At 72.8% G+C, this 12,872-nt stretch carries 10 protein-coding genes; 4 read left to right on the top strand and 6 right to left on the bottom strand.

The genetic code is table 11. From position 1 onward, the window contains the following. Positions 1–31 precede the first annotated feature (31 nt). From AAW13_RS20145 to AAW13_RS20135, 3 genes are all read right to left on the bottom strand, one after another. Complete coding sequence (locus AAW13_RS20145) at positions 32–805, bottom strand: GNAT family N-acetyltransferase (protein ID WP_046731237.1); 774 nt, start codon at positions 803–805, stop codon at positions 32–34. Between the two features lie 71 nt (positions 806–876). After that, positions 877–1,731 (bottom strand): GNAT family N-acetyltransferase, encoded by an 855-nt coding sequence (locus AAW13_RS20140; protein WP_046731238.1) that lies wholly within the window; start codon positions 1,729–1,731, stop codon positions 877–879. A 614-nt stretch (positions 1,732–2,345) separates the two neighbouring features. Beyond that, positions 2,346–3,035 (bottom strand): chaplin, encoded by a 690-nt coding sequence (locus AAW13_RS20135; protein WP_107483364.1) that lies wholly within the window; start codon positions 3,033–3,035, stop codon positions 2,346–2,348. 281 nt (positions 3,036–3,316) lie between these two features. Between AAW13_RS20135 and AAW13_RS20130 the strand changes: the two genes are divergently transcribed. After that, positions 3,317–4,951 (top strand): alpha/beta hydrolase, encoded by a 1,635-nt coding sequence (locus AAW13_RS20130; protein WP_046731240.1) that lies wholly within the window; start codon positions 3,317–3,319, stop codon positions 4,949–4,951. Positions 4,952–4,993: 42 nt separating this feature from the next. On the opposite strand, the gene asnB is transcribed toward AAW13_RS20130, so the two are convergent. Next, positions 4,994–6,832 carry an asparagine synthase (glutamine-hydrolyzing) gene (asnB, locus tag AAW13_RS20125; RefSeq protein ID WP_046731241.1) on the bottom strand — a complete coding sequence of 613 codons (1,839 nt, stop codon included), beginning with the start codon at positions 6,830–6,832 and terminating at the stop codon, positions 4,994–4,996. Between the two features lie 344 nt (positions 6,833–7,176). Continuing rightward, on the bottom strand, positions 7,177–7,956 hold the full coding sequence (locus AAW13_RS20120; RefSeq protein WP_046731242.1) for an alpha/beta fold hydrolase: 780 nt from the start codon (positions 7,954–7,956) through the stop codon (positions 7,177–7,179). A gap of 188 nt (positions 7,957–8,144) precedes the next feature. On the opposite strand from AAW13_RS20120, the gene AAW13_RS20115 reads away from it, so the two are divergent. Further along, positions 8,145–9,239, top strand: a complete 1,095-nt coding sequence (locus AAW13_RS20115; protein ID WP_046731243.1) for a baeRF3 domain-containing protein — start codon at positions 8,145–8,147, stop codon at positions 9,237–9,239. Between the two features lie 81 nt (positions 9,240–9,320). After that, entirely contained in the window at positions 9,321–10,346 is a 1,026-nt protein-coding gene (locus AAW13_RS20110; RefSeq protein ID WP_046731244.1) for a Gfo/Idh/MocA family protein, read from the top strand. Positions 10,347–10,648: 302 nt separating this feature from the next. On the opposite strand, the gene AAW13_RS20105 is transcribed toward AAW13_RS20110, so the two are convergent. After that, on the bottom strand, positions 10,649–11,062 hold the full coding sequence (locus AAW13_RS20105; protein ID WP_046731245.1) for an SsgA family sporulation/cell division regulator: 414 nt from the start codon (positions 11,060–11,062) through the stop codon (positions 10,649–10,651). A 348-nt stretch (positions 11,063–11,410) separates the two neighbouring features. Between AAW13_RS20105 and AAW13_RS20100 the strand changes: the two genes are divergently transcribed. Further along, positions 11,411–12,832: a PP2C family protein-serine/threonine phosphatase gene (locus tag AAW13_RS20100; protein WP_046731246.1), complete on the top strand. Its 1,422-nt coding sequence runs from the start codon at positions 11,411–11,413 to the stop codon at positions 12,830–12,832. Positions 12,833–12,872 lie beyond the last annotated feature (40 nt).

The following is a 12,872-nucleotide window of genomic DNA, read 5'->3' as shown; positions in this document are numbered from 1 at the left end:
GCCGCGGGCAGTGGGGGCTGCCCGTAGCGGCTCACCCGGCGTGGACGTACGGCGTGGTCGTGCCCAGGGCGTGGAATCCGAGCCGTTCGAGGATCGGCCGGCTCATCGCGGACGCGTCCACGTGCAGATAACGGTAACCGCGGTCCTCGGCGACCCGCGCGCGGTGGGCGACCAGGGCCCGGTACAACCCGCGCCCCCGCCAGCCCGCCACCGTACCGCCGCCCCACAGACCGGCGAACCGCGTCCCCGGCCGCAACTCCATGCGGGCGGCGCTCACGGGCTCGTCCCCGGCCAGCGCCACGACGGCGACCACGGTGTCGGGCCACTCGGCCAACTGCGCCAGCAGGCGGTGCCGCAGCCGTGCCCCGTCGGTACCGAAGGCCTTCTCGTGGACGTCCACCAGGAGATCCACGCCCGCCGCGTCCGTGACCTGCGTGGTCCGCACGCCGTCCGGAAGCCCGGCGTCGACGCGCAGTCCGGCGGTCTCGGCCACCATCAGCGTCTCCGCCGGTTCCGGCCGGAACCCGGCCGCGGCCAGCCGGGCGCCGAGATCGCACGGGAGGTCGTGGCCGTAGAGCTTCCACTCGAACTCGTGGCCCAGGGTCCCGAAGAACTCGACCTGCTCGGCGATCGCCCCGTCCGCGGTCTTCTCGTCCAGCGCCGACCACAGGACGGCGTTCCACCCTTCGGCGTCCGCGACCTGGCGCACCACCGCGCCGACGCGTTCGACCCGCGCGCCGGGGCCGTCGGGGCGCGCGCCCTCACGCATGTCACGGTCGTACAGAGCAAGCACTTGGAGATCCATCCGAGCACTCCAGCATCCGAGCCCAACCACGGCAACGTATTTGTCCGCGCAGGCGCTCGTCCGCGCGCGGGTCAGCCGAGTTCCAGTGTCGTCACGCCGAACACCCGGTCGCGGGCGTGGTCCCGGACCGGGCCCGTGTACATGCGGGCGGTCTCGAACGACGGGGTGAAGCCCGCCGCTTCGGCGAGGGCGACGGCTGCCGTGCTGGTCTCGGGTACGTCGATGGCCACCTCGGCGCCGGCCGCCGTCGCGCCGAGGGCGGCGAACAGGGCGCGGGCGTCGGCGGCGGTGTCGGCGAACAGCGGGCCGATGCGCAGGCTGTCGTGGCCGGGGCGGAGCACGCCGTAGCCGGTGACACGGTCGCCGTCGTGGCGGACGAGCGCGGTGTGGCCGGGGCCGGTCAGCCAGGCGGCGACGAAGCGCGGCCGGTCGGCGGGGTGACAGATACCGTCGTACGCGGTGACGGCCGCGAGGTCGGCCGGGCGGACGGCGCGGACGCCCTCGGGCACCTCGGCGGCCGGGGCGGTGCCGGTGAAGCGGACCGTGCGGTGGGCCGGCTCGAAGCCGGACTGCCGGTAGTTGTCCTGCTGGGCCACCACGCCGTCCAGGCCGACGGTGCGGTTGCCGGCGTGGGCCAGCGCGGTCTTCCAGGTGGCGTAGCCGTGGCCCTGGCCGCGCAGGTCCGGGCGGACCAGGTAGCAGCCCAGGAAGGCGTAGTCGGGACCGTGGTTCACGACGGAGACGGCCGACACCGGTTCCCCGTCGATCCGGCCCAGGAAGAAGCCCTCGGGGTCCTGGGCGAAGAAGGCCGGCCCGTCCGACAGTCCCGGGTTCCAGCCCTCGTCGGCCGCCCAGCCGCTGATCACCGGCCAGTCGTCGAGCGTGGCCCGGGTGACGACGAGGTCCTGGGGGGCCGGAGAGGTCATCGATGCGCTCCCTTGCGTGACGGGGTCCGAGGGCACGGCGACCGGCACCGCGCCCGCAGCATCCTTGCCGATCACGGTCCCCCACGCCACGCCGGGATCAAGCCGCCGCCACGCACAACTGGCTTGCACGGAGCACTCGTTGACAGCGGTCGGCCCGCCCGCATCAGACGGGGGCGACCTACCCGCACCAGTCGGGGCCGGCCTACCCGCACCAGGTGGGTCCGGCTCCGCCGAACCAGGTGGGGGCGGCTCGGCCGCGGCCCCCTGGTGCGGCCCGGCCGCACCAGGCGAAGTCGGCCCGGCCGCACCCGGCGAGGGCAGTTCCGCCGCGTCCGGCGCATGCGGCCCGGATGCATCAGGCAAGGGCGGCTTGCCCGCGTCCGGGAGTGTGGCCCGGCGCATCCGACAAGGACGGCTCGGTCTCGTCCAGTGGGGACGGCTCGGTCTCGTCCGGTGGGGACGGCTCGGCCGCACCCGGTGGGGACGGCTCGCCCGCACCCGGTGGGGACGGCTCGGTCTCGTCCGGTGGGGACGGGGCAGGCCCCGCCGGTTGGGTTCGGTGGGGCCTGTCCGGTCGCGTCGCTTCGGGCCGGCCGCGTGTCACACGGCGGCGGTCAGCGGGTCCGGCCCGGACGGAAGCGCCGGTGCAGAACGGTGCCGGTGAGCAGCAGCGCCGCGCCGACCCCGGCGGCGGGGCCGGTCAGGTCCGTCCCGGTGTGGGCGAGGGTGGCGTCCGTGACCGGCGGCGCGGCGGGGTGCGACCGGGGGGCCGGCCGCTTCTTCGGCGGCGCCGCGACGGGCGGCTCCGGAGCGGGCGCGCTGGGCCTCGGGGTCGTCTTCGGCGGGCTCGGGTGGTCGCCGGAGGTGTTCACCGAGGTGTTGCCGAGGGCCGGGTTGAGGACGCCGACCACGTCGACGCTGTTGCCGCTGACGTTCACCGGGAGATCGACCGGCAGCTGGACACCGTTGCCGGAGATCACCCCGGGCGAGTCCTGCTCGGTGCCCCGCGCGGACGCGCCACCGGTCGTGGCCGAACCGCCGGACGTGCCGGCTTCGGCGCCGCCGCCCTCGTTCGCGCAGGCGTTGCCGGCCGCCGGATTCAGCAGCCCCACCACGTTCACGGTGTTCCCGCACACGTTCACCGGAACGTGCACCGGCAGCTGGACGCCGTTGCCGGAGATCACCCCGGGCGAACCGGCCGCGGTCGCGTCCGCACCGGAGTCGGCCCAGGCGGGGACCGCCACGGCCATCGCCCCGGAGGCGGCGGCGACGGCGATCACACCGTTTCGGGTAACCCGTTTCATAGGTGCCCTGCCTTCCAGACATGATTACGGGCGCTCGCCCGCAACGGTTAAAACCGCGTACGCCACATACGGGTTATGGCTTATGCGCGTTTCACCCCATCGAGCTACATCGCTCTCGAACCGCAGGCAAAACGCGCAAGGAGCCTGAAGGCGGCGAAGCGGCGCAGAGTACGGCACCCCGGCGCGGTCCGCCCGCCGGGAGGCGGGGCCCCGCGTGGCGTGCTTATGGTGGGCGAAAGCCCTGTACCCGGTCCGTCACGGAGTGTTCCTGGAGGCCCCCGATGCCTGCCGTGCCCCGTACCCGGCCCGCTCTGCGGCGCTGCGTCGGCGCCGGAGCCGTCACGCTGGCTCTGCTCGGCGCGGGACTGCCCACCCTCCCGGCGACGGCCTCGGCCGCGGACGGCGGACAGCCGGACCTGACCCGGTTCTACCGGCAGAAGGCCCGGTGGACGGCGTGCCAGGACGAGCAACTGCCCAAGGACATGCAGTGCGCCAAGGTCACCGTCCCGCTCGACTACGCGAGGCCGGACCGGGGCACCCTCGACCTGGCACTGTCCCGCTACCGGGCGACGGGCAGGTCACGGGGCTCGGTCCTGCTGAACTTCGGCGGCCCGGGCGGCTCCGGCGTCAGCGAGCTGGGGCTCTCCGGCAAGGAGTTCATGAGCCTCACCAACGGCTACGACGTGGTCGGCTTCGATCCCCGCGGCGTCGGCCGCTCCTCCCCCGTCAGCTGCGGCGACGGCACCGGCGGGCCCTCCGACGACCGCGGCTCGGCCGACCCTCCCGACGTCACCCGGCCGCAGGCCCTGATGAAGCAGCTCAAGCAGCTGGTCGTACGGTGCACCGAGCACTCCGGTCCCGTGCTGGCCCACATAGGCACCGTGAACGCCTCCCGGGACCTGGACGTCATCCGCCAGGCGCTCGGCGACCGGAAGCTGAACTATCTGGGCTTCTCCTACGGCACCAAGCTCGGCGCGGTGTACGCGGCGCAGTTCCCGCACAACGTGGGCCGGATGGCGCTGGACGGCGTGGACACCCTGACCGAGTCGCTGGCCCAGCAGGGTGTGGCCGGCGCCCAGGGCCAGCAGACCGCGCTGGACGACTTCCTCGACTGGTGTGTCACCGACCTCGCCTGTCCCTTCGGCCAGGACCGGCGCAAGGCCGGGGACGCGGTCGTCCAGCTGGTGCGCTCGCTCGACAAGGACCCGGTGCCGTCCGACTTCGGCGGCTCCTTCACCGGCCAGGACCTGGTGGGCGCCATCGGTGAGGGGCTGTACAGCAAGGATCTGTGGCCGCTGCTCGCGCGGGCGCTGGCCTCGCTGACGGAGGACGGGGACACCCGGGGTGTGCAGAACTTCGCCTCCGGCGGCTACGCCGTGCCGCTCGTGCGGAAGTCGCCGAAGACGGGGAGCGGCGGGCTGGTGGCCGGCCAGGACGTGCCCGTGGACAACCTGTCCGCGGCGTTGATGGCGATCAACTGCGCCGACGACCCGGACCGGCCGAGCGCCGAGCGGCTCTCCCAGGACGTCGCCCGGCTGAACCGGGAGTACCAGCAGGCGTCCCCGGTGTTCGGCCGGTTCCGGCTGACCCAGGTGCTGCTGTGCTACGGCCGGCCGCGCGGCACGGACTTCATCCGGGACCAGGTAAAAAACGTGCCCTCGGCGCGGATGCTCCTGGTGGGGACGCGCGGTGACCCGGCGACGCCGTACCGCTGGACGATCGAGACCGCGAAGCGGCTGGGGCCGTCGGCCGTGGTGCTGGACAACAGGGCCGACGGCCACACCGGTTACACGTCCTCCAGGTGCGTGCACGGCAAGGTCGACGACTTCCTGCTGTACGGCACGCTGCCGGCCGACGGCAGCTCCTGCCCGCCGGACACCGCCGCCGGGCGCGCCGGCGGCGGCTCGTCGGACTGAGGCTCCTCCGGGATCCCAGGAGCCTCAGGAGCCTCAGGAGCCTCAGGAGAGGGTGAGTTCCGGGTCGTAGAGGTCGAGCCAGTGGGCCAGGTCGAGGGTGCGTTCCAGGCCGCGCCGGGCCGCCTGGCCGGCGAGTCGGGGCAGGTGGGCCGCCCGGTCCGCCTTCTCGCGGTCGACGAGTTCGAAGACCCGGTGGTCGGGACGCGCGACCAGGTCCTTGACCTGGTCCTGGAGGGCCCGGCCGTACTCCGGGTCCTGGGTGGAGGGGTAGGGACTCTTGACCCGGTCGTACACGGACTGCGGCAGGACGTCCCGAGTGGCCTCGCGCAGCAGGGTCTTCTCCCGGCCGTCGAAGGATTTCAGCGCCCAGGGCGCGTTGTAGACGTACTCGACGAGGCGGTGGTCGCAGAACGGCACCCGTACCTCAAGGCCGACGGCCATGCTCATCCGGTCCTTGCGGTCGAGCAGGACGCGGACGAAACGGGTGAGGTGCAGGTGGCTCATCCGGCGCATGCGGTACTCGAAGTCGCTCTCGCCGTCGAGGCGTTGGACGGCGGAGGCGGCGGAGTGGTAGGAGTCGGCGATGTAGGACTCCAGGTCGAGCGCCTTGGCGAGGTCCGTGCGCAGCACGTCGGAGTCGTCGCCGAAGTGCCGGGCGAACTGGAACAGCCAGGGGAAGGTGTCGGCGTTGCGGGCCCCCTCGTCGAAGAACTGAAGGTAGCCGCCGAACACCTCGTCGGCGGACTCCCCGGACAGGGCGACGGTGGACTGGTCGCGTACGGCCCTGAACAGCAGCAGGAGCGAGGCGTCCATGTCGCCGAACCCGGCCGGCAGGTCGCGGGCCCGGATCACCCGCTCCCGGACGGCGGGGTCGGCGAGGCTGCTCGCGTCGAGGACGATGTCCTGGTGGTCGGTGCGGGCGAGGCGGGCCACGTCGTGCACGAAGGGCGTGTCGGGGGTGCCGCGCAGTTCGTCGGCGACGAAGTTCTCGGTCTGGCCGACGAAGTCCACGGCGAAGCTGCGGACCTTCTCGCCCCGCGCGGCGAGCTGCCGGGCGGCGAGCGCGGTCATCGCGGAGGAGTCGAGGCCGCCGGAGAGCAGGGTGCAGCGGGGTACGTCGGCGACCAGCTGGCGGCGCACGATGTCGTCGAGGAGTTCACGGACGGTGGCCACGGTGGTGTCGCGGTCGTCGAGGTGCGGGCGGGTCTCCAGACGCCAGTACGTGCGGATGCGCGGACCGCGGCGGTCGACGGTGACGACGGTGCCCGGTTCGACCTCCCGCATGCCCTCCCAGACGGCCTGTCCGGGGGTCTTGACCATGGTGAACAGCTCGCGCAGACCGCTCAGGGCGACCCGGGGGCGGACCAGCGGGTTGGCCAGGATCGCCTTCGGCTCGGAGCCGAACAGGACGCCGTCCGGGGTGGGATACATGTAGAAGGGCTTGATGCCCATGCGGTCGCGGATCATGACGAGCTTGTCGTGGCGGCCGTCCCAGACGGCGAAGGCGTACATGCCGTTCAGCCGTTCGGCGATGGTGTCGCCCCACTCCACATAGCCGCGCAGGACGACCTCGGTGTCGGAGTCGGTGGTGAACTCGTGGCCCCGGCCGACGAGTTCGCGGCGCAGTTCGGTGAAGTTGTAGGCCTCGCCGGAGTAGACCATCGCGACCGTGCCCTCCGGGGTGCGGACGGTCATGGGCTGGCGGCCGCCGGGCAGGTCGATGATGGCGAGCCGGCGGTGGCCCAGGGCGGCGGGGCCCTCGCTCCAGGTGCCCCGGTCGTCGGGGCCGCGGCAGGCCATGGTCTCCGTCATCGCATCCAATGCGTGCGTCTCGGTGGTGAGGTCACGGTCGAAGGAGACCCAGCCGGTGATGCCACACATGCGCTACCTCCTGCTGCCGGTCCGCCGGACAACCCGCGCCACCTGCGGTGACACACCAGCGCCTCCCAGAGGCGATTGCCCGAGCGAACCACTTGTATTCAGCACCTATATGACGAGCGTGCGCCCGGGTTCCCGGCCGGTCAACCTGGGCGTAACACGGCGGGGCTCTCGCGGCCTCCCCCTCCGGCCGCTTTCGGCCGCGCTTTGCCCGCGCGAGGACCGCGGACCCGCCTCGCGCCGGGCCCCGCCCGCCCCGAACCGGCCAAGCGCAAAAAGTTCCCCAAACGGAACCGGCGCCTCGGCTCTCGCCGGGCGCCGGTCACCCGGTGCTGTCGGGTCCCGCGCTACGCGGCCGGGGCCAGGAACCGGTCCAGCGCCGCCGTCAGCTCGTCGGGCCGCTCCACCGGGAGCTCATGGCCCGCGTCGATGATCCGCACCTCCGCGTCGGGGTAGGCCTTGGCCATCCGCAGCATCTGCCCGGCCGGCAGCTGGACGTCGTGGTAGCCGTGCACCATCAGGGTGGGCGCGGTGATCTCGCCGGCCCGGTCCAGGACGTCGAAGGCCCGCATGGCGCCGTACAGCGTCATCACGACCTCGCGCGGGGTGTCGGCGGAGGCGCGGACGTACTCGCGGATCCGCTCGCGGGGGTACCCCGGGGCGAAGGCACGCTGGATGTTGGCGGCGACGAAGAGCTTGAACGGCACCAGTGTCGAGGCCGCCATGAGCAGCCCGCGGCCCTTGCTGTACGTCATCCGCCCGATGGAGTTGACCAGGACCATCCGCTCGACGCGGGCCGGGTGGGCGAGGGCGAGGGTCTGGGAGATCATGCCGCCCATGGAGTGACCGACGGGGACGAAGCGGTCCACCTCCAGGTGGTCGAGGAGCGCGGTGACGTCCTGTGCCAGTTCGCCGATGGTCCGCACACCCGCCCCGGTGCTCTCGCCGTGTCCGCGCAGGTCGAGCCTGACCACCCGCCGCCGGTCGGCGAAGTGCGCGGTCTGGTGGTCCCAGCGGTGCCGGTCGGCGGTCCAGCCGTGGATGAACACCAGGGGTGCGGCGGTGCCGTCCCGGGGGCCCTCGTCGTCGTACGCCAGCACCGCTCCGTCGACTTCGAGCTGCGGCATGGGGGCCTCCTGGGGCGCGATCCGGTTACTGCCGGGTACGGTAACGGGCCGCGCGGCCCGGCGTCACCGGTGGCCAGGCCTCGACAGGGTCACGGAGCCGCGTCCTGGTGCCCGTACGGGCACCGCGCCCCGCCCGGTGCGGGATTACCCCAAATGCCGCACCGGCGATTCGGCCCTATGGTGCTGATATGGAGCACGCACTCAGTCCATCGACCCTCGCCGAGCTGCGCCGCCCGCGCCTCTATCCCGCCGTCTCCGTGCTGACGCCGACGCACCGCCGCGAGCCCGACAACGCCCAGGACTCCGTCCGGCTGCGCAATGTCGTGGCCGAGGCGAAGAAACAGTTGGAGGCCGATCCCGCGATCACCCGGGAACGGCGGTCCGACGTCATCAGGGAGCTCGACCGGGCACTGGCCGAGGTCGATCTCACGTACACCGAGGACGGTCTGGTGATCTTCGCCGCGCCCGGTGAGCACCAGGTGTGGTCCCTGGCCCGCAGTGTCCCCGAGCGTGTGGTGCTCTCGGACACCTTCCTCACCCGCAACCTGGTCTCGGCGCACGCCGCCGAGCGGCCGTTCTGGGTGCTCTCGCTCTCGGCCGACCGCGTCACGCTCTGGAACGGCGGGACCGACCGGGTCACCGAGAGCCGGGACGGCGGCTTCCCGCTGGTCCGCCGCCAGGTGAACTTCGACGCCGAGCGCCTTCAGCGCATCGGCGACATGCCCAGCACCTTCCGCGACGAGGACACCAAGCACTTCCTGCGGGACGCGGACACCGCGATGTCCGCGCTGCTGCGCGACGAGCCGCGGCAGCTCTACGTCACCGGCGAGCAGGCCGCCCTCTCCCTGTGGGAGGAGCTCGGCAACGTCGCCAGACACAGCATCCCCGTGCAGCACGGCGGTCTTTCGCACGCCGGTCCGGAGGCGGTGTGGCAGGCGATCCGGCCGCTGCTGGAGGCCGAGTCCCGCCGGAGTGCGGCGGCGGTCACCCGGGAGCTGGAATCCGCGCGCGGTCACCGGACGTTCGCGGCCGGCGTCGACGAGGTCTGGCAGAGCGCGCGCGAGGGCCGCGTGCGGCTGCTGGCCGTCGAGGAGAACTACCGCACCACGGTCCGCGACGACGGCGACCATCTGATCCCGGCCGTCAGCGGCGACCTCGACGCCCGGGACGACATCGTGGACGAGATCGTCGAGCAGTGCCTGGAGACCGGCGCCGACGTCCGGTTCGTCCCGGACGGCGCCCTGGGCGACGAGGACGGCATCGCCGGGGTGCTGCGCTACTGACGGAGCCACTGACCGACCCCTTCTCGGCCGGCGTCTAACCTACGAGGTGATCGTCGGCGTCGGCTGAGAGGGAGTGCGGGCGTGGCTGAGCTGCTGGGTGTCGCGGTACTGGGTGCCGGACACATGGGTGCCGACCACATAAGACGGCTCGACCACGTGGTGAGCGGCGCGAGGGTGGCGGCCGTCGCCGATCCCGACCTCGACCGCGCCAAGGAGGCGGTGGCCGGCCGGGACGGCGTCACCGTCCACGCGGATCCGCTGGCCGCGCTGGACGCGCCCGGTGTGGAGGCGGTGCTGATCGCCTCCCCCGGACCGGCCCACGAGGAACCGTTGCTCGCGGCCTTCGAGCGCGGGCTGCCGGTGCTGTGCGAGAAGCCCATGGTGCCGGACTCCACAGGTGCGCTGCGGGTGGTGGAGGCCGAGGCGGGGCTCGGCCGCAGGCTGGCGCAGATCGGCTTCATGCGGCGCTACGACGCCGAGTACCGGCGTCTGAGGTCCCTGCTGGACGACGGTGGTCTGGGCCGCCCGCTGATGCTGCACTGCGTCCACCGCAACGTCTCCTCACCGCCCGGGTTCACCAGCGCCATGCTGGTCAACAGCTCGGTCTCGCACGAGATCGACGCGGCCCGCTGGCTGCTCGGCCAGGAACTGACCGCGGTGACCGTGCTGCGTCCGCGGCCCTCCTCGGACGCCCCGGACGGGCTGCTCGATCCTCAGCTGGTGCTGTTCGAGACCGACGGCGGCGCCCTCGTCGACGTCGAGGTCTTCGTCAACTGCGGATTCGGCTACCAGGTGCGCTGCGAGGCGGTCTGCGAGCGGGGCAGCGCCCGGATCGGCGAGGACCACACGATGCTGGTCACCTCGGCCGGCGGCGCCCGCGAGGAGGTCGCCCAGGACTACCTGGTGCGGTTCGCCGACGCCTACGACCGCGAGGTGCAGTCCTGGGTGGACGCCACCCGGCAGGGCCGGGTCACCGGACCGAGCGTCTGGGACGGCTACGCCTCCTCCGTCGTCGCGGAGGCCGGGGTGCGGGCGCTGGAGTCCGGCGGCCGTACGACCGTCGAACTCGCCCCGCGCCCGGACCTGTACGCGGACGCCGGCCGCTGACGCTCGTGGCGCCCCGGTTTCGGTGACATCACCCTGGAAGCGGCGGTGGAGCGGGCTGCCCGCCTCGGCGGCGGGGAAGTTCTCAAGCAGGCGCGGCCGTGGTCCGCGCCCTGGTTCCAGGGGGCGTGCTGCGGGGCCCGGGAGAACGGGAGGTCGCCGGCGCACTGCCCCGTCCGCGTCACGGGCGCGCCCTCGCGGCACACCGCGCGCCCAGGTGTGCACGGGGTGGTCGGACGGCTCCTGACCGGAGCGGTGAGGCGGGAGTGAACAAGAGTCAAAGTACGCGTCAGGCCCCGGGGGCCTCACACGCCCCCGAACAGGGCGCTCAGCCCCTGCTCCACGACCCCCGCGACGTCCTCGTCCCCCGGGGCCACCACCTCGTGGGTGCGCTGGAGGAAGCGGAACAGCGCCTGGGTGTCGAACTGGAGCAGCGCGAGACCGTGCGGCGAGTGGAACTCGACGGCCGTACGCCCCGGTCCGCAGGGCCAGATGTGCACGTCCCCGCGGCCGGCCGGCGCCGCGAGTCCCTGGTCGAGGAGCGAACGGGCGAAGGTCCAGGTGACCTCCTCCCCGCCGAGCGTGACCTCGGCGGGGAAGTCGACGAACACGGCCAGCGGATCACCGGAGGTGTACCGCAGCGTGGCGGGCACCGGGACCTCCTGGTCCTCGGCGGTGATCAGCCGGGCGCGGGCGGGTTGCTCGAAAGTGATGTCCATGCCTGTAGGACTCCGCGAAGGCCCTTCGCATGACGCGAAATCCGGACAGAGTTGCCGCCGTTGGCCGAGACCACGACACTGTGCACACAGGCACGTCGAACAACCGCCCGAGCGCGACGCGAGCGCCCTTGAAAATGGGTCAACTCACGTAGTCCGCCTACGCCTTGCCCCTCACCGCGCGTACGTCTTCCATATGGCCCGACCAGCCCGGGAAGACTCTGGCATATGTCAGAAGCACCACCGTATCGTGTGTTGCCAAATCCCTTACAGGGCGTCGCAGGCTGTGCAACAGTCGTAACCGGTCCCCCGCCCGTCCTGACCCTTCCCGTCCCCGCATCGGAGTGCGTCATGCCGTCCCATGTCTCCGCGGACCGCCCCGCCGCCCAGCCGCCCGGGCGCGGCTCGGTCGAGGCGTTGATTTCGCAGACGCGGCGGCTCAAGGGTGATGTGGACGCCGTGCGGCGGGACACCCGGAGCGACGGAGCGGACCCCGAGGAACGCTGGCAGCGGGCGCTGTACGACCTGGCACTGCACCAGCTCAACGACCTAGACGAGCACTTGGCCCAGCTGCGGGACGGACCGGCCCCGCCGCCCTGCGGCCCGGACACGGAACCCCTGCCGTCCGCTCCGCCCGCCTCGGGATCACTGCTCAGCCGCGTCGGCAGCGCGGAGTGGAACCTCCTCACGGACGAGGCCAGTTGGTCGGCCGAGCTCTACCGGATCCTCGGCCGCGACCCGGCCGCGCCCGCCCTCACGCTCGACGAACTGCCTTCACTGGTACTGGACGAGGACCGGCCCCGGCTGACCACGATGGTCACCGGCTGCCTGGTCGACGCCAAGCCGATCGACGACGAGTTCCGGATCGTGCGCCCCGACGGGGGTGTGCGGACCGTCCACATGATGGGCGAGCCGGTGCTCGGCGGCGACGGCAGCACCGCCTCGATGTGGGCCGTCCTGCGGGACGTCAGCGAACTGCGCCGCAGCCAGCGGGCGGTGCACGAGACCCACGACTCGATGCAGCGCCGTCACCAGCAGGCCAGGACCGAGCACCGGCTCGCCGTCGAACTCCAGGAAGCGGTGCTGCCGCCCGGCCGTGACGCGCTACGGCTGCCGCGCCGGGGTCCCGGCACGCTGGAGGTCGCGGCCCGGTGCCTGCCGTCCGCGAGTGGCGCCCTGCCGGGCGGCGACTGGTACGACGCGCTGGAACTGCCCGACGGCGACACCCTGCTCAGCGTCGGCGATCTCACCGGGCAGGGGGTGGCGGTCACCTCGGGCATGGCGATGCTGCTGGGCGCCGTACGCGGGATGGCGATGGCCGGTGCCCCGCCGGCGCATCTGATGTCCCTGCTCAACCAGTTACTCGACGCCACCGTGCAACCCGCGCTGGGCAGCGCCGTCTGCTGCCGCTACCGGCCCACCACCCGTGTGCTGACCTGGGCACAGGCAGGACACCCCGCCCCGCTGCTGTTCCGCGGCGGGACGGGGCGGGTGCTGAGTGCGCCGGACGGCGTGCTGCTCGGCGCCACCTCGGGAGCCGGTTACGGGCAGGCCGAAGTGACCCTGGAACCGGGCGATCTGCTCCTGCTGTACACCGACGGACTGGTACCCGGGCACAGCGGAGCGGACTCTCTGGACTCCCTTCTCGGCCTGACCGCGCGGTTCGGGGCGGCGCGCACCGCCCAGGACTGCGTCACGGCCGTCGTCGAGGAGTTCGGCGAGAGCGGGCGCACGGACGAGGCGTGCGTACTCGTCGCCAGGGTGGGTGAGTAGGAGCAGCGGTCGCCGCCCGTTCCGGGCAGCGGAGACCGCC

The sequence above is a fragment of the Streptomyces humi genome, from assembly GCF_001005085.2.
GTDB lineage: Bacteria > Actinomycetota > Actinomycetes > Streptomycetales > Streptomycetaceae > Streptomyces > Streptomyces humi.
Note: the sequence above shows the minus strand (reverse complement) of the source record. Positions and strands in the feature narration are given on the sequence as shown.